At 72.1% G+C, this 16,045-nt stretch carries 11 protein-coding genes and 1 riboswitch; of the genes, 3 read left to right on the top strand and 8 right to left on the bottom strand.

Annotated elements, in window-relative coordinates:
* Window positions 1-17: 17 nt before the first annotated feature.
* The 4 genes from OHA84_RS26595 to OHA84_RS26580 all read right to left on the bottom strand — a co-directional run bounded on the left by OHA84_RS26595 (window position 18) and on the right by OHA84_RS26580 (window position 5,507).
* On the bottom strand, window positions 18-668 hold the full coding sequence (locus OHA84_RS26595; RefSeq protein WP_053676280.1) for a thymidine kinase: 651 nt from the start codon (window positions 666-668) through the stop codon (window positions 18-20).
* Between the two features lie 67 nt (window positions 669-735).
* The gene (locus OHA84_RS26590; RefSeq protein ID WP_266969469.1) at window positions 736-1,938 is read right to left on the bottom strand and encodes an alkaline phosphatase family protein; all 1,203 of its coding nucleotides are present in this window, start codon (window positions 1,936-1,938) and stop codon (window positions 736-738) included.
* Window positions 1,938-2,534 carry a DUF5998 family protein gene (locus tag OHA84_RS26585; RefSeq protein ID WP_053676318.1) on the bottom strand — a complete coding sequence of 199 codons (597 nt, stop codon included), beginning with the start codon at window positions 2,532-2,534 and terminating at the stop codon, window positions 1,938-1,940. The genes OHA84_RS26590 and OHA84_RS26585 overlap by 1 nt, the downstream gene beginning before the upstream one ends.
* A gap of 51 nt (window positions 2,535-2,585) precedes the next feature.
* Complete coding sequence (locus OHA84_RS26580) at window positions 2,586-5,507, bottom strand: bifunctional GNAT family N-acetyltransferase/acetate--CoA ligase family protein (RefSeq protein ID WP_266969471.1); 2,922 nt, start codon at window positions 5,505-5,507, stop codon at window positions 2,586-2,588.
* Between the two features lie 184 nt (window positions 5,508-5,691).
* On the opposite strand from OHA84_RS26580, the gene OHA84_RS26575 reads away from it, so the two are divergent.
* The gene (locus OHA84_RS26575) at window positions 5,692-5,973 is read left to right on the top strand and encodes an HPr family phosphocarrier protein (protein WP_053676283.1); all 282 of its coding nucleotides are present in this window, start codon (window positions 5,692-5,694) and stop codon (window positions 5,971-5,973) included.
* Window positions 5,974-6,257: 284 nt separating this feature from the next.
* Here the strand turns inward: OHA84_RS26575 and OHA84_RS26570 are convergent, their stop codons facing one another.
* The 4 genes from OHA84_RS26570 to OHA84_RS26555 form a co-directional block, all read right to left on the bottom strand.
* Window positions 6,258-6,923 (bottom strand): GntR family transcriptional regulator, encoded by a 666-nt coding sequence (locus tag OHA84_RS26570; protein ID WP_053676284.1) that lies wholly within the window; start codon window positions 6,921-6,923, stop codon window positions 6,258-6,260.
* 153 nt (window positions 6,924-7,076) lie between these two features.
* A complete protein-coding gene (locus tag OHA84_RS26565) occupies window positions 7,077-7,877 on the bottom strand; it encodes a M23 family metallopeptidase (protein WP_266950325.1) in 801 nt (266 codons plus the stop codon).
* Window positions 7,878-7,889: 12 nt separating this feature from the next.
* Window positions 7,890-8,049: riboswitch (cyclic di-AMP (ydaO/yuaA leader) on the bottom strand.
* Window positions 8,050-8,232: 183 nt separating this feature from the next.
* Window positions 8,233-9,600, bottom strand: coding sequence for a pitrilysin family protein (locus OHA84_RS26560; RefSeq protein ID WP_053676319.1), 1,368 nt, complete (start codon window positions 9,598-9,600; stop codon window positions 8,233-8,235).
* Window positions 9,601-9,620: 20 nt separating this feature from the next.
* The gene (locus OHA84_RS26555; RefSeq protein WP_266969474.1) at window positions 9,621-10,955 is read right to left on the bottom strand and encodes a pitrilysin family protein; all 1,335 of its coding nucleotides are present in this window, start codon (window positions 10,953-10,955) and stop codon (window positions 9,621-9,623) included.
* A 248-nt stretch (window positions 10,956-11,203) separates the two neighbouring features.
* Here OHA84_RS26555 and OHA84_RS26550 point away from each other — a divergent pair, with 248 nt between their 5' ends.
* Both OHA84_RS26550 and OHA84_RS26545 read left to right on the top strand, forming a co-directional pair.
* A complete protein-coding gene (locus OHA84_RS26550; protein WP_266969476.1) occupies window positions 11,204-13,660 on the top strand; it encodes a DNA topoisomerase (ATP-hydrolyzing) subunit A in 2,457 nt (818 codons plus the stop codon).
* A gap of 167 nt (window positions 13,661-13,827) precedes the next feature.
* A complete protein-coding gene (locus OHA84_RS26545) occupies window positions 13,828-16,044 on the top strand; it encodes a restriction endonuclease (protein WP_266969477.1) in 2,217 nt (738 codons plus the stop codon).
* Window position 16,045 lies beyond the last annotated feature (1 nt).

Raw genomic sequence — 16,045 nt, 5'->3', positions numbered from 1 at the left:
CCACTGGGCGCGCCCTGTCAGGCGTGGTTGACCGGGAGGACGTCCGGGGAGAGGGCGCCCGCGTGGGCTGCGGCGCTGGTCATGCGGCGCAGGTGGTGGCGGCGGCAGAGGACCTCGTAGCCGATCTCCCCGGCCGGGCGGTTCACGTCGCCGACGACCACCTGGGCACCCTCGACGACCATCTCGCCGTCCACCGTGCGGGCGTTGTGCGTAGCGCGGGCGCCGCACCAGCACAGGGCCTCGACCTGGAGCTGCTCCAGTCGGTCCGCCAGTTCGATCAGACGCTGCGAGCCCGGGAAGAGCTTCGTGCGGAAGTCCGTCGTGATGCCGAAGGCGAAGACGTCCAAGCCGAGGTCGTCCACGATGCGGGCCAGCTGATCGATCTGGACCGGGGCCAGGAACTGCGCCTCGTCCACGATCACGTAGTCCGCCTTGCCGCCCTTCGAGAGCTGGGCCACCAGGTACGCATAGAGGTCCATGCCCTCCGGCGCCTCGATCGCCTCCATCACCAGGCCGAGCCGGGACGACAGCTTGCCCTCGCCCGCGCGGTCGTCACGGGTGAAGATGACGCCCTGAAGCCCCCGCGCGTCGCGGTTGTGCGCGATCTGGAGCGCCAGTGTGCTCTTTCCGCAGTCCATCGTTCCGGAGAAGAACACCAGCTCGGGCATGGGAAGTACGGGACCTTTCGGTTCGGGGCACACGGGTGGGCGGGGACGGTCGGGTGGCGCGTGGGGGTCAGGTGCGGACTTCGAGGAGCGGCACCAGTTGCTCGGCCGCGGTCATGGAGCCGTGCATGCCGACGAGCGCCGACTCGTTGGGCTCCTTGCGGGACGCGGTGATCGCGACGTCGGCGTGGGCGGCGGCGACGACGTCGCCGATCCGGCCCAGCACGCGCTCGTCGCACTCCCCCGGGGCGCCGAACCAGCCGAGTTCCAGGGCCTCTTCGCGGCTCGCGATCCAGAAGCGGTCCCCGAGCACCTCGCGCCACACGGTGAGTACGTCGGCCTCGGCTCCCGGCACCGCGTAGACGTGTCGGGCCCGTCCCTCGCCGCCCAGCAGGGCCACACCCGCGCCCAGTTCCCAGTCCTCGTCGAAGTCGATCCGCGAATCCTCGTCGAAGGGCACGTCCACCATGCCGTGGTCGGCGGTCACGTACAGGGCGGCACGGGGCGGCAGTTGCTCCGCCAGGCGCTGCACCAGCCGGTCGACGTACATGAGTTGACCGCGCCACACGTCGGAGTCGACGCCGTGGCGGTGGCCGGCTCCGTCGAGTTCGCTGTAGTACGTGTACACGAGCGAGCGTTCGCCGGCGGCGAGTTGGATGGCCGCGAGATCCATCCGCTCCTCGCCGGTCATCCGGCCGTGGAAGGTGCCGCCGCTCAGCGCGATCTTGGTGAGCGGGGTGGTCTGGAAGCCCGGCGCGGACACCTGCGCGGTGTGCACGCCGGCGGCGTCCGCGAGCTGGAAGACGGTGGGGTACGGCTGCCAGACCTTCGGCTGGGTCCACGGCTGCCAGCGGAGCTGGTTCATCAGTTCGCCGGAGGCCGGGTTGCGCACGGCGTAGCCGGGCAGGCCGTGTCGGGCGGGCGGCAGTCCCGTGCCGACGGAGGCCAGCGAGGTGGCGGTGGTCGCCGGGAAGCCCGAGGTGATCGGGCGGCCGGTGCCGCCGCGCGAACCGGCGAGCAGAGAGGCCAGGTACGGGGCCTCCTGCGGGTGGGCCTTGATCTGCTCCCAGCCCATGCCGTCGACCAGGAAGACGCAGTTCCGGTCGGCCGGGGTCAGTTCGGCGATCCCGGCGGCGAGGCCGGGAACGCCCTGTCCGGCCGCCAGGGTCGGCAGCAGGTCGGCGAGCGAGCCGGTGCCGTAGTGCGGGACGGGGGCGCCGGCGAGGTCCAGCGGCTCGGGCTCGTCCCAGTGCGCGGGTACAGAGGAGAACATCAGCGGCCGGCGGCGGGCGAGGCCGCGGTGGCCTCGGACAGGGCCTGGGCGAAGACCAGGGTCTGGCGGACCGTCTCCGGGCCGTCGCCGGCCTCGCTGACCCGCAGGCTGAGGTCGTCGGCGGTGGAGTTGCCGGTGTAGCCGTGGTCGGAGTCGCAGTTCGGGTCGCCGCAGGCGGCGGGCTCCAGGTCGATGCGCGAGACCGCACCCCAGCCGATGGTCAGCACGACCTCGCGCGGCAGGGTGCCGGCGGTGTACGACTCGGGGTTGGCGACGACGCGGCTGAGCACCACAGAGGAGATGCTGCCGAGCTTGACCGACTCGGTGGACGTCGTCGCGTACGGGGACGGCGACCCGGCGTCGGCGGCCTGCTCGTCGGTGTGGCTCACGATGAAGCGGTTGCCGGTGAGGACCAGGACCGTGACGTGCCGGCGCACCTCGTTGGAGTCGAAGGTCGTCTCCTGGTGGACCAGGTACGACGAGATCGGCTCGCCGCCCACCGCGGCCTCCACGGCCTCGGCCACGAGGGTCGGGTAGTAGCCGCTGCGCTCGATCGCCGCGCGCAGCCCCTGGGTCGTCGTACCGGATTTCGCCATGAGGTCCATCCTAAGGCCCGTCCGGGGCAGCCGGACCGCGCCGGACCGGTCCTAGTAGCTGGGGAGGGTGCGCGGTCCGAGGTCGGTGCGGACGGGCGGGCGGGCCACGCGGACGGTGGCGCTCAGCACGGAGAGCCCTTCCGTGGCGACGACGACGGGTTCCAGGGACACCCCGATCACCTCGGGGTGGTCGTGGACCAGTCGGGACAGGCGCAGGAGCAGCTCCTCCAGGGCGGGCGTGTCCACGGGGTCGCTGCCGCGCCAGCCGAAGAGGAGGGGCGCGGCGCGGATGGACCGGATCAGGGCGGCCGCGTCCCGGTCGGTGGCCGGGACGAGCCGGTGGGCGGTGTCACCGAGCAGTTCGGAGGGGACGCCGGCGAGACCGAAGGAGAGGACGGCGCCGGCGGCGGGATCGATGACGCTGCGCACGACGGTGTCGACGCCGCGGGGCACCATCGCCTGGACGACCGGGAGCAGCTCGGCCGGCTTGCCGAGGGCCTCGGTGAGTTCGTCGTAGGCGCGCCGCAGCTCCGCCTCGGCCGTCAGGGCCAGGCGTACGCCTCCCAGATCGGCGCGGTGGCGCAGGTGCGGGGCGGTGGTCTTCAGGGCCACCGGGTAGCCGAGCGTGCGGGCGGCCCGTACGGCGGCGCCGGCGTCGGGCGCGGGCAGGGTGGGGAGCACCCGGATCCCGTACCGGGCGAGGAGCGTGATCGCGTCCGCCTCGTCGAGGGTGATCGCGGAGTCCGCGGGGCCGGCGAGGAGGGCGGCGAGCTGCGCGGCGGCTCCGGCCTCGTCGATGTCCTCGTACTCGGGCACCTGGCCGGCGTCGGCGAGGGACCGCCGCCACTGTGCGTACCGCACGGCTTCGGCGACGGCGCGGACGGCACGCTCGGCGGCGGGGTAGGCGGGGATCCGCCCCTCCCCGGCGGTGCCGGGCCGAGTGGTGGGGTGGCCCGTCGAAGGGGTGTCGGCCTGCCGCGGGGCGCCCGGCGGCGGGGTCTGCGTGACGGGGATGCCCGCGACCGGGGTGGTCGGGGCCGGGGTGGTCGGGGCCGGGGTGGTCGGGGCCGGGGTGGTCGGGGCCGGGGTGGTCGGGGCCGGGGTGGTCGGTGTGATCGCGTTCGCGGGGCGGGGCGCGACGGTTCCGGCGGCCGTGGAGAGGGCCTCGGCCAGCGCGCCCAGCTCGACGTGCACCACCGCGACCGGCTTGCCCGGGTGCTCGGCGACGGCGTCGCGCAGTGCGCTCGCCAGGTCGTCGGCCGGCGCGTTCTCCCCCACCCAGGGGATCGCCGTCACGACGACCGCGTCGCAGTCCGGCGAGGCCAGGGCGTCGGCGAGGGCGGTACGGAAGTCCCGGGGCGTGGCGGCGGTGGTCAGGTCCAGCGGTGGCAGGGGCCGCAGCCCCCGGGTCAGGCAGGCGTCGTAGGTGAGCACGCCCAGCGATTCGGAGTTCCCGAGGATCGCCACCCTCGGGCCGGCGGGCAGCGGCTGACCGGCCAGCAGCAGCCCGACGTCGACCAGTTCCGTGACCGTGTCGACCCGGATGACGCCCGCCTGCCTGAGCAGTTCCGAGACGGTGGATTCGGGCAGCCGGGTGCCGGGGACCACGTGTCCGGCCGGGGTGTGCCGGCCACCCCGGGCCACGACCACGGGCTTGACGGCGGCCGTGCGGCGGGCGAGGCGGGTGAACTTGCGGGGGTTGCCCAGGGTCTCCAGGTACATCAGGGCCACGTCGGTGGAGTCGTCGTCGTACCAGTACTGGAGGATGTCGTTGCCGGAGACGTCGGCCCTGTTGCCGGCCGAGACGAACGAGGACAGCCCCTCGCCGCGCCGCAGCAGCCCCGAGAGCAGGGCGATGCCGATCGCGCCGGACTGGGTGAACAGGCCGATCCGGCCGCGCGCGGACGCCGGGGTGGGGGCCAGTGAGGCGTTCAGCTCCACGTCCGGAGCGGTGTTGATGACCCCGAAGGCGTTCGGGCCGATCAGCCGCATCCCGTACGAGCGGACCTGGCGCACCAGCTCGCGCTGCCGTTGCAACCCGGCCGGGCCGCTCTCGCCGTATCCGGCGGACAGCACCACCAGCCCCTGCACACCGTGCTCTCCGCACGCGCGGACCGCGTCCGGGACCCGGTCCGCCGGGACGGCGACGACCGCGAGGTCGACCGGGGCGCCGATGTCGGCGACGGTGCGGTAGGCGCGTACGCCGTCGAGCAGGTCGGCGGAGGCCGCCTCGTTGACCGCGTACAGCTGGCCGTGGAAGCCGGTGTCCCGAAGGTTGCGCAGCGCCGCGGCGCCCACGCCGCCGCCGGAGCGGCTGACTCCGATCACCGCCACGGAGCCGGGGGCCAGGAGCCGCTGGACGGAGCGGGCCTCGGCGCGCTGTTCGCGGGCGCGCTGCACGGCGAGGGACTCGGCGGTGGGTTCGAGGTCGAGGGTGAGGTGGACGGCGCCGTCCTCGAAGCTGCGCTTCTGCTGGTAGCCGACGTCCGTGAACACTTTGATCATCTTGCTGTTGGCGGGCAGCACCTCGGCGGCGAACCGGCGGATGCCGCGCTCCCGGGCCACCGCGCCGATGTGTTCGAGGAGGGCGGAGGCGACTCCGCGGCCCTGGTGCGCGTCCTGGACGAGGAAGGCGACCTCCGCCTCGTCGGCGGGTGCGGAGGCGGGCCGGCCGTCGGGGCCGATGCGGTCGAAGCGGACCGTGGCGATGAACTCGCCGCCGATGGTCGCCGCGAGGCCGACGCGGTCCACGTGGTCGTGGTGGGTGAAGCGGTGGACGTCGCGGTCGGACAGGCGGGGGTACGGGGCAAAGAACCGGTAGTACTTCGACTCGTCGGAGACCTGTTCGTAGAAGCTGACCAGGCGACCCGCGTCCTCGGCGGTGATGGGCCGGATCCGGGCGGTGCCGCCGTCGCGCAGCACGACGTCCGCTTCCCAGTGGGCCGGGTACGAGGGGTCCGACTCGGTGGTCATGGCCACACCTTAAGGGGCGGGCCAACCGAACGGTGCGCGCGCGGCGCGTGCGGCACACGGGGGCAAATCAGTGCAAGCTGGGGAGGGTCCAGCGGCGGTGGATCCGGGCCGAAGGTCGGTTCGAGCATTCCGGGTGTCGTGAGAGACTGGTCTAGACAACCGCTAGCACCTGAAGGGCATCACCATGGCAGAGCGCCGCGTCAACGTCGGCTGGGCCGAGGGCCTGCACGCTCGTCCCGCCTCGATCTTCGTCCGGGCGACGACCGCTTCCGGCGTTCCGGTGACCATCGCGAAGGCCGGCGGCGACCCCGTCAACGCCGCTTCCATGCTGGCGGTTCTGGGCCTGGGCGCCCAGGGCGGCGAGGAGATCGTCCTCGCGTCCGAGGCCGAGGGCGCCGACGTCGCGCTGGACCGCCTCGCGAAGCTTGTCGCCGAGGGTCTCGACGAGCTCCCCGAGACGGTCTGATCCGAGACGGTCCGGCCCTTCGGATCACACACACGTGGCGAAGCCGCGGCCCCGGCGCATCGGGGGCCGCGGCTTCGTCGTTTCCGGAACGCGTCGGCATGAATGCGGCGCGGCGCGGGACATCGGGGCGACCTTTACCGCACGCCGGAAATTCCGTCACGGAATCCGCCCGTCGAAAAGGGCGGGCCGGAATCAGGCCGACCGGAATCAGGCCGACGGAATGAGGCGGGCGATTACGAGGCGCCGAAACCCCCCGCATATCCGTCCTTTGTATACGGGCTTTGTTAATGCGGGCCGCTCGCCATGTTTACGGCAGGTTGCGAAGTCCTCACGCGCCGCCGGTGGGCCGCGACCGCGCGTTCGGCGTGCAGGGCCGTAAGGGAGCGGGCCCGCTCGGCGTCGCCGCGCGCCACCGCGTCCACGATCGCCCCGTGCTCGGCCCAGGAGTCCACGGGGCGCGTCGGGGCCTCCACCGAGAACATCCAGGCGATCTTGTGGCGCGTCTGCGTCAGCAGGGCGATCAGCCCGGGGCTCGCGGACGCCTGGGACAGCGTCTCGTGGAACCAGCCACCCAGGGCCCGCAGATCCTCTCCCTGGCCCCTCCTGGCCCGTTCCTGGCCCAGCCTGACCAGTCCGCGCAGCACCTTCAGGTGCGCCTCGGTGCGTCGGCGGGCCGCCCGGGAGGCGGCGAGGGGCTCCAACAGCATCCGCAGCTCCAGGAGGTCCGAGGCCTCCTGCTCGGTCGGCTCGGCCACGCAGGCCCCGGCGTGCCGGCGGGTCGTGACGAAGCCCTCGGACTCCAGGGTGCGCAGGGCCTCGCGGACCGGGACGCGCGAAACCCCGTAGCGGCGGGCCAGTACTTCCTCGGTGAGGCGTCCGCCGGGTCCGAAGACTCCGGAGATGATGTCGTCGCGGATTGCTGTGCATACCGCGTGCGCAGGAATTCGCAAGACCGGACCTCCGCTTGATTTCGTGACCGTGCCGCGACTCTATTGCAACACACGATAATTTCCGAGGACGGCCCTTGATGTGAAACATTTCCCGCCAACGCGAAAGGCCCCGGCTCGATGAGCCGGGGCCTTCAACGAAGAGGTGCGAAGCGATCAGACGTTGACGTCGTGCGAGCGCAGGTACGCGATCGGGTCGATGTCCGAGCCGTACTGCGAACCGGTGCGGGCCTCGAAGTGCAGGTGCGGGCCGCTGGAGTTGCCCGTGGAGCCCGACAGGCCGATCTGCTGACCCGGGGTGACCTGCTGGCCGACGGAGACGTCCAGCGAGGACATGTGCCCGTACTGGGTGTAGGTGCCGTCGTTGTGCTTGATGACGACGTTGTTGCCGTACGCGCCGCCGTAGCCGGCCTCGACGATCGTGCCGGCCCCCACGGCGTGGACCGAGGTGCCGGACGCCGCGTGGAAGTCGATGCCCGTGTGGCTGCCGGAGGACCACATGCCGCCGCCCGCGTGGTACTGCGTGCTGACGTAGGAGCCCTCGACGGGAGCGACGAAGGTGTTGAGGCGCTTGCGCTCGGCCTCGCGGGCCGCACGCTCGGCGGCCTCGCGCTCGGCCTTCTCCTTGGCCTCGGCGAGGCGCTTGGACTCGGCGGCGCGCTGCTTGGCGTCGGCCTCGGCCTGGGCCTTCGCTGCGGTGATGTCGGCGGCGCGCTGCTGGGACTCGGCCTGGGTCTCGATCTCGCCCTGGAGGTCCTCGGCGACGACGACGGCGTTGAGGCCGGTGTCCTCGATCGTGGGGGCGGCGGGCTCGCCCGCGGCGAACGCGGGGCCGGCCAGCGTGCCCACGACGCCGGTGGTGGCGAGGGCGGCTATACCGGCGTAGCCGGCGGTCTTGCGGCTCAAACGGCTCGAACCACGGTGCTTACCGGCGACACGACTGCTGCCAAACGCCATGAAGAGGTTGATCCTTTCCTTCCTTCTCGCCTACCGGGTTAGCTGACGGGTTCGGAGCAGGAAGGTCTCCTACGGGCCCCCTCTTGCGAGGCGGTCCGATTCACCCCAGGGACACATGTGGGTCCCCGGCTCCCCAGGCTCGCGCCTGACGGGGACTCGGCGATCGCTGTCCGGTGCCGCGGGTGCGGCGGGCACAACTGACGAACAGCACGGCCGACGCTAGGCGGATCTTCAGTCAATCGCCAAACAGGTGCGCGCTTTTGTTACCTACGCCACACCACATACAAGCAACCTCACCACTAAATGGACAAAAGGGGCCCCGGCGACAAGTCGCCAGGGCCCCCTCGATTTCAGGTCAGTTGCCGACGACGCTCACTTCGCCGATCCCCAGCGCCCGCACGGGCTCCGCGATCTGCGACGCGTCGCCCACGAGGATCGTGACCAGCCGGTCCACGGGGAAGGCGTTGACCACGGCCGAAGTCGCCTCCACCGTTCCCGTCGCGGCGAGTTGGGCGTACAACCGGGCCTGGTAGTCGTCCGGCAGCTCCTGCTCCACCTGATCGGCGAGGGTGCCCGCGACCGAGGCTGCCGTCTCGAACTTCAGCGGGGCAACGCCCACCAAGTTCTGTACCGCCACGTCCCGTTCGGCGTCGGTCAGACCGCCCTCCGCGAGGGTGCGCAGCACCGTCCAGAGGTCCTCCAGCGCCGGGCCGGTGTTCGGGGTGTCCACCGAGCCGCTGATGGCCAGCATGGACGCGCCCTTGCCGTCGGCGGTGGAACGCAGCACCTGCCCGAAGGCGCGCACGCCGTACGTGTACCCCTTCTCCTCGCGCAGCACCTTGTCGAGGCGGGAGGTGAGGGTGCCGCCGAGGCAGTACGTGCCGAGCACCTGGGCCGCCCAGACGCGGTCGTGCCGGTCCGCGCCGATCCGGCCGATGAGGAGCTGCGTCTGGACCGCTCCGGGGCGGTCCACGATGACCACGCGGCCCGTGTCGTCGGCCGTCACCGGGGGCACCGGGCGCGGATCGGCGGAATTGCCGGTCCAGGCACCCAGGGTGTCCGCCAGGATGGCGTCCAGGTCGATCCCGGTCAGGTCGCCCACGACCACCGCGGTGGCGGTCGCGGGGCGCACGTGGGCCTCGTAGAAGGCGCGTACGGCACCGGAGTCGATGCGGGCGACCGTCTCCTCGGTGCCCTGGCGGGGCCGGGAGATCCGCAGGTCGGCCGGGAACAGCTCCTTGGAGAGCTGCTTGGCGGCGCGGCGCTGCGGGTTGGCCGACTCGTGCGGGATCTCGTCGAGACGGTTGCGCACCAGCCGGTCGACCTCGCTGTCGGCGAAGGCCGGGGCGCGCAGCGCCTCGGCGAGCAGGCCGAGCGCCTTCGCCAGGCGGGAGGCGGGTACCTCCAGCGAGACCCGCAGGCCCGGGTGGTCGGCGTGCGCGTCGAGGGTCGCCCCGCAGCGCTCCAGCTCCGCCGCGAACTCCTCGGCGGAGTGCTTGTCGGTGCCCTCGGACAGGGCGCGGGCCATGATGGTGGCCACCCCGTCCAGGCCTTCGGGCTCCGCGTCGAGCGGCGCGGCGAGGTTGATCTCGACGGCGACGACCTGCTGGCCCGGACGGTGGCAGCGCAGCAGGGTCAGCCCGTTGGCGAGCGCGCCGCGCTCGGGGGCCGGGAAGGCCCACGGCCTGGCCTCGCCGGCCTCCGGCCGCGGGTGGAGGGTCATCGTGACGGCTGCGGTGTCGCTCACTGCTCCGCCCCTTCGTTCTCGTCGTTCTCGTCGGCCGCCAGGGGCTCGTACACGAGCACCGCGCGGTTGTCCGGGCGCAGTCGGGCGGCGGCCACGGCCTGCACCTCCTCGGCGGTGACGTCCAGGACGCGGCCGACGGCGGTGAGGGCGAGCTGCGGGTCGCCGAACAGCACCGCGAAGCGGCACAGTTCGTCGGCGCGGCCGGCGACCGTGCTCAGCCGGTCCAGCCACTCCCGTTCCAGCTGGGCCTGGGCGCGTTCCATCTCCTCGGCGGTGGGGCCCTCGGCGGCGAACCGCGCGAGTTCCTCGTCCACGGCCGCCTCGATGGCGGGCACCTCGACCCCGCTGGAGGTCTTGACGTCCAGCCAGCCGAGCGACGGAGCGCCCGCCAGGCGCAGCATGCCGAATCCGGCGGCCACGGCGCTCTGGTCGCGGCGGACCAGGCGGTTGTGCAGCCGCGAGGACTCGCCGCCGCCGAGGACGGTCAGCGCCACGTCGGCGGCGTCGCACTCCCGGGTGCCGTCGTGCGGCAGTCGGTAGGCGGCCATCAACGCGCGGGCCGGGACCTCCTCGACGATCTCCTCGCGCAGCTGGCCGCCCATGACCTCGGGCAGCGAGCCGTCGCGCGGCGGCTGCTTGCCGTCGTGCGAGGGGATGGAGCCGAAGTACTTCTCGACCCAGGCGAGCGCCTGCTCGGGGTCGATGTCACCGACGACCGAGAGCACCGCGTTGTTGGGGGCGTAGTACGTGCGGAAGAAGTGGCGCGCGTCCTCCAGGGAGGCGGCGTCCAGGTCGGCCATGGAGCCGATCGGGGTGTGGTGGTACGGGTGTCCCTCGGGGTACGCGAGGGCGGTGAGCCGCTCGAAGGCGGTGCCGTACGGCACGTTGTCGTACCGCTGGCGGCGCTCGTTCTTGACGACGTCGCGCTGGTTCTCCATGGACTCGTCGTCCAGGGCGGTCAGCAGCGAGCCCATCCGGTCCGCCTCCAGCCAGAGGGCGAGCTCCAGCTGGTGGGCCGGCATCGTCTCGAAGTAGTTGGTGCGCTCGAAACTGGTGGTGCCGTTCAGCGAACCGCCGGCGCCCTGGACGAGCTCGAAGTGCCCGTTGCCGGGTACGCTCGCGGACCCCTGGAACATCAGGTGCTCGAAGAGGTGAGCCAGACCGGTCCGGCCCTTGACTTCGTGGCGCGAGCCGACGTCGTACCAGAGGCAGACCGCGGCGACCGGGGTCAGGTGATCCTCGGAGAGCACCACGCGCAGGCCGTTGGCCAGCCGGTGCTCGGTCGCTGTCAGGCCGCCGGAGCCGGCCTGGGCTGTGGCCGTGTGACCCATGGGCATGTGGTCCCTTCGATCGCGATGCAGAGATTTCTGTCAGACCTGCCACTGTATGCAAGCGCGTCGACCACCGGAGAAGTTCCCGGGTTCACTCCTGGGTCGGAGTCGGCGTTGTCGGTGCCTCGGGCCACAATGGTCCGCGTCACCACTGTCCGGAAGGCCGACCCAGCCTTGCGGTCACAGCCCGTCAGTCCCCGTCAGACCCCGAGTACACCCCCCTTTCATGGTTAAGGAGCCGCGCAGCGATGGCCCGCCGCAGCACGAAGACCCCGCCGCCGGAGGATTTCGAGGAGAAGATCCTCGACATCGACGTCGTCGACGAAATGCAGGGCTCCTTCCTCGAGTACGCGTACTCGGTGATCTACTCCCGCGCCCTGCCCGACGCCCGTGACGGCATGAAGCCGGTGCACCGGCGCATCGTCTACCAGATGAACGAGATGGGCCTGCGCCCCGACCGCGGCTACGTGAAGTGCGCGCGCGTCGTCGGCGAGGTGATGGGCAAGCTCCACCCCCACGGTGACGCGTCGATCTACGACGCCCTGGTGCGCATGGCCCAACCCTTCTCGATGCGGCTGCCGCTGGTCGACGGCCACGGCAACTTCGGTTCGCTCGGCAACGACGACCCGCCGGCCGCGATGCGTTACACCGAGTCGAAGATGGCCGACGCCGCGTCGCTGATGACGGACGGCATCGACGAGAACACCGTCGACTTCGCCGCGAACTACGACGGCCAGGAGCGCGAGCCGGTCGTCCTGCCGGCCGCGTACCCGAACCTGCTGGTCAACGGCGCCTCCGGGATCGCCGTCGGCATGGCCACCAACATGGCCCCGCACAACCTCGGCGAGGTCATCGCGGCCGCACGTCACCTGATCCGGTACCCGGAGGCGGACCTGGAGGCGCTGATGCGCTTCGTACCGGGTCCCGACCTGCCGACCGGCGGGCGCATCGTGGGGCTCGCCGGCATCAAGGACGCCTACGAGAACGGTCGAGGCACCTTCAAGATCCGTGCGACCGTGGCCGTGGAGGACGTGACCCCGCGCCGCAAGGGCCTGGTCGTCACCGAACTGCCCTTCACGGTCGGACCCGAGAAGGTCATCGCGAAGATCAAGGACCTGGTCGGTTCCAAGAAGCTCCAGGGCATCGCGGACGTCAAGGACCTCACCGACCGCTCGCACGGCCTGCGCCTGGTCATCGAGATCAAGAACGGCTTCCACCCGGAGGCCGTCCTGGAGCAGCTCTACAAGCTGACGCCGATGGAGGAGTCCTTCGGCATCAACAACGTCGCACTGGTCGACGGCCAGCCGCTCACCCTGGGCCTCAAGGAGCTGCTGGAGGTCTACCTCGACCACCGCTTCGAGGTCGTCCGGCGGCGCAGCGAGTTCCGGCGGGGCAAGCGGCGCGACCGACTGCACCTGGTCGAGGGCCTCCTCGTGGCGCTCCTCGACATCGACGAGGTCATCCGCCTCATCCGGGACAGCGACAACTCGGCGCAGGCGAAGGAACGCCTGATCGAGCGCTTCTCCCTCAGCGAGATCCAGACCCAGTACATCCTGGACACCCCGCTGCGCCGGCTCACCCGCTTCGACCGGATCGAGCTGGAGTCCGAGCGCGACCGGCTGGCCGGCGAGATCGACGAGCTGACCGGGATCCTGGACTCCGACAACGAGCTCCGCAAGCTCGTCTCCTCGGAACTGGCGGCGGTGGCGAAGAAGTTCGGCACCGAGCGCCGGACGGTGCTGCTGGAGTCGGCGGGCACGGCCATCACGGCGGTTCCGCTGGAGGTCGCGGACGACCCGTGCCGGGTCCTGCTCTCGTCCACGGGTCTGGTGGCCCGTACGGCGAACGCCGAGCCGCTGCCCGAGGAGGAGGACGGGGCCCGTGCGAAGCACGACCTGATCATCTCGCAGGTGGCCGCGACCGCCCGCGCCGACGTCGGTGTCGTCACCTCGTACGGTCGCCTGCTGAGGCTGTCGGTGATCGACCTGCCCCAGTTGCCCGACACCCACTCCGCTCCGAACCTGGCCGGAGGCGCGCCCGTCTCGGAGTTCCTGACCGGGCTGGAGGCGGACGAGACGGTGGTCTGCCTGCTCTCGCTGGACGAGTCCTCCCAGGGCCTGGCCCTGGGCACCGAGCAGGGCGTGGTCAAGCGGGTCGTGCCGGACTATCCGGCGAACAAGGACGAGCTGGAGGTCATCACCCTCAAGGAGGGCGACCGGATCGTCGGAGCGGTCGAGTTGCGCACGGGCGAGGAGGACCTGGTCTTCATCACCGACGACGCCCAACTGCTGCGCTACCCGGCGGCCCAGGTGCGTCCGCAGGGCCGCCCCGCGGGCGGCATGGCGGGCATCAAGCTCGCCGACGACGCCAAGGTGATCCACTTCTCGGCCGTGGACCCGGGCCGGGACGCCATGGTGTTCACGGTCGCGGGCTCGCACGGCACCCTGGACGACTCGCTGCTGTCGGCGAAGCTGACCCCCTTCGACCAGTACCCGCGCAAGGGACGCGCCACCGGCGGCGTGCGCTGCCAACGGTTCCTGAAGGGCGAGGACGTGTTGGTGCTCGCGTGGGCCGGGGGCGCCCCGGTCCGGGCGTCCTCCAAGAACGGGGCGCCTGCGGCGCTGCCGGCCGTCGACCCGCGCCGTGACGGGTCGGGGACGGCGTTGCCCGCTTCCGTCGGGGCACTGGCGGGCGGCGCGCTGTAGCGGGACGCGCTGTGCGGGGATGCCCTGTGGGGCGACGCCTCGCGGCGTGCGGCGACTGACGTGTCAGGGGCCGGGGCGTGCGGGGTGCGGGGTCTTCGGGCCGCGCACCCCGCACGCCCATTAGTGTTTTCTTGATACATATCGGTGGGGGCGGGAGAGCGGATCTGATGAGTCGTCGGTCGAGCGGGTTGATCGGGGTCTGGGCCGAGGCCCAGCGCCAACAGCAGCGGACTCAACTGATCCAGCAGCGCGAGGCCGAGCGCAGACAGCGCGCCCACGAACGGGACGTGGCCCGCGGGCAGCGGGAACAACAGGCCGCGTACAAACAGCACCGCGAGACCGAGGCCAGGCGCAGGACCGAGCGCATCGACGCGGAAGTGGCGGCCCTCCAGGGATTGTTGGCGGCCGGCTGCCGGGCACCGGCCTTCCGCATGGCCGCCCTGGTCCGTTCCGAGCGGCTGGAGCCCTTCAACCCGGGCACGCTCGCCCACCCCGTGCCGATGCCACACCTCCAGCAGTTCCAGCAACAGGGTGGCGGTTGGGGAATCGGCTCAAGCCGACGGGCGCAGGCGGAGCGCGAGGCGCACGAGCAGTACACCCGGGCCTGGCAGGCGGCCCACGCGGCGGAGCAGCAGCGGCAGCAGCAACTGGCCGCCTACCGACGTCAGTACGACGAGTGGGCGGCCGGGCAGCTCGCCGACGTCCGGGCGCACAACAGCGGCCTCGCCGAGTTGGCCGACGCCCTGCGCGCCGGGGACGCCGAGGCCGCCGTGGAGTACTTCTCGGCGGCGCTGTACTCCTCCACGGCGTGGCCCGAGGACCTGCCGAGGCAGGTGTCCGCCGCGTACGACCCGGCGGCCCGGCAGTTGGTGCTGGACTGGGAACTGCCTCGGTACGGGGTGATCCCCGAGGCCAAGTCGGTGCGCTACGTGCCGAGCACCGACCAGGACAAGGAGACCGCCAGGCCGGCCACTCAGCGCCGGGCCGTGTACCGGGACCTGCTGGCGCAGTGCGTGTTGCTGGTGCTGCGCGAGCTGTACGCGGCGGACGAGTTCGGCGCGCTGGACTCGGTGGTGGTCAACGGTTTCGTGGACGACCACGATCCGGTGACCGGCCGGGAGGCGCAGATCGTCCTGGCCACCGTGCTCGCGGCGCGCTCCGACTTCACCGGGCTGCGCCTGGAGCAGGTCAGCGCGGTGGACTGCCTCGTCGACGGGCTGCGGGGGCAGCTGTCGACCCGGCCCGACCAACCGGCCGGCGTACGGGCGGGCCGCAGGCCGGGCGAGGTCGGCGCGGTCGTCAGCCATGGCGGACACGCGGGAGGCGACGCGGAGGAGCCGGACCTCTTCACGATGGACCCCATCGCTTTCGAGAACCTGGTCGCCGAACTGTTCCGGGCGATGGGCATGGAGGCGGTGACCACGCAGCGGTCCGGTGACGGCGGGGTCGACGTGGAGGCACTGGACCCGGCCCCGATCCGGGGCGGTCGGATCGTGGTGCAGGTCAAGCGCTACCGGAACACCGTCCCGCCGACGGCGGTGCGGGACCTGTACGGCACGGTTCAGGACGCGGGGGCGAACAAGGGGGTGCTGGTCACCACCTCGTCCTTCGGACCCGGGTCGTACACCTTTTCCAACGGCAAGCCGCTGGAGTTGGTTCCCGGGGTGGAGCTGGTGGACCTGCTGCACCGGTACGGGCTCCGGGGGCGCCTCGGCGGAGCGGCGACCGGCGGGGCGGGGCGGGCGTCGGCGTCGGCCCCGGGTTCAACTTCGGCTTCGACTTCGGTTTCCTCGGCCTCGGCATCGGAGGCGGCATCGGAGGCGGTCACGGTCGCCGTCGCGATGCCCGCTCCGGCGTCCGCCCCGGTGCCCGCGCAGCGTACGAGCACGGCCTCGGCGGGCGATCACAACATCCTCGGCATGGACTGGTCGGGCGGTGTCGCGCTGGACGTGTGCGCGCTCGTCTGCGAGGGCAACCGGGTGCTGAGCGAGGACCACTTCGTGTTCTTCAACAACCCCCGGACGCCGGACGGCTCGGTCCGCTCCCGCGAGCGGGCCGCCCCCGACAAGGCCGCGGTCGAGGTCGACTTCGACGGGCTGCCGCGCCAGGCCGACCGCCTGGTACTCGCCGCCGCCATCGACCCGGAGGTCAACCCCGACGCCGACCTGGCGGGCTTCACCGACGCACGGATCCGCCTCCTCACTCCGGACGGCCGGGAGATCGACGAGTTGGAGGTCTCCGACGGCCGGGCGGGCGAGACCGCCCTGGTGCTCGGATCGTTCCGGCGCCGGCCGAACGGCGACTGGAAGTTCGTGATCGGCGGCAAGGGCTACCGGGGCGGTCTGGAAGACCTCCTGCGCGAGTACGGCATCGAGGTCGCCTAGC

It is taken from the genome of Streptomyces sp. NBC_00513 (assembly GCF_041431415.1).
Lineage (GTDB): Bacteria > Actinomycetota > Actinomycetes > Streptomycetales > Streptomycetaceae > Streptomyces.
The sequence above is the reverse complement of the archived record's forward strand: the minus strand, read 5'-3'. Positions and strand labels throughout refer to the sequence as shown.

What these genes read in the sequence shown, in the direction of transcription:
- OHA84_RS26595 (WP_053676280.1), bottom strand. Translation starts at nt 668, where the DNA reads ATGCCCGAGCTGGTGTTCTTCTCCGGAACGATGGACTGCGGAAAGAGC.
- OHA84_RS26590 (WP_266969469.1), bottom strand. Translation starts at nt 1,938, where the DNA reads ATGTTCTCCTCTGTACCCGCGCACTGGGACGAGCCCGAGCCGCTGGAC.
- OHA84_RS26585 (WP_053676318.1), bottom strand. Translation starts at nt 2,534, where the DNA reads ATGGCGAAATCCGGTACGACGACCCAGGGGCTGCGCGCGGCGATCGAG.
- OHA84_RS26580 (WP_266969471.1), bottom strand. Translation starts at nt 5,507, where the DNA reads ATGACCACCGAGTCGGACCCCTCGTACCCGGCCCACTGGGAAGCGGAC.
- OHA84_RS26575 (WP_053676283.1), top strand. Translation starts at nt 5,692, where the DNA reads ATGGCAGAGCGCCGCGTCAACGTCGGCTGGGCCGAGGGCCTGCACGCT.
- OHA84_RS26565 (WP_266950325.1), bottom strand. Translation starts at nt 7,877, where the DNA reads ATGGCGTTTGGCAGCAGTCGTGTCGCCGGTAAGCACCGTGGTTCGAGC.
- OHA84_RS26560 (WP_053676319.1), bottom strand. Translation starts at nt 9,600, where the DNA reads ATGACCCTCCACCCGCGGCCGGAGGCCGGCGAGGCCAGGCCGTGGGCC.
- OHA84_RS26555 (WP_266969474.1), bottom strand. Translation starts at nt 10,955, where the DNA reads ATGGGTCACACGGCCACAGCCCAGGCCGGCTCCGGCGGCCTGACAGCG.
- OHA84_RS26550 (WP_266969476.1), top strand. Translation starts at nt 11,204, where the DNA reads ATGGCCCGCCGCAGCACGAAGACCCCGCCGCCGGAGGATTTCGAGGAG.
- OHA84_RS26545 (WP_266969477.1), top strand. Translation starts at nt 13,828, where the DNA reads ATGAGTCGTCGGTCGAGCGGGTTGATCGGGGTCTGGGCCGAGGCCCAG.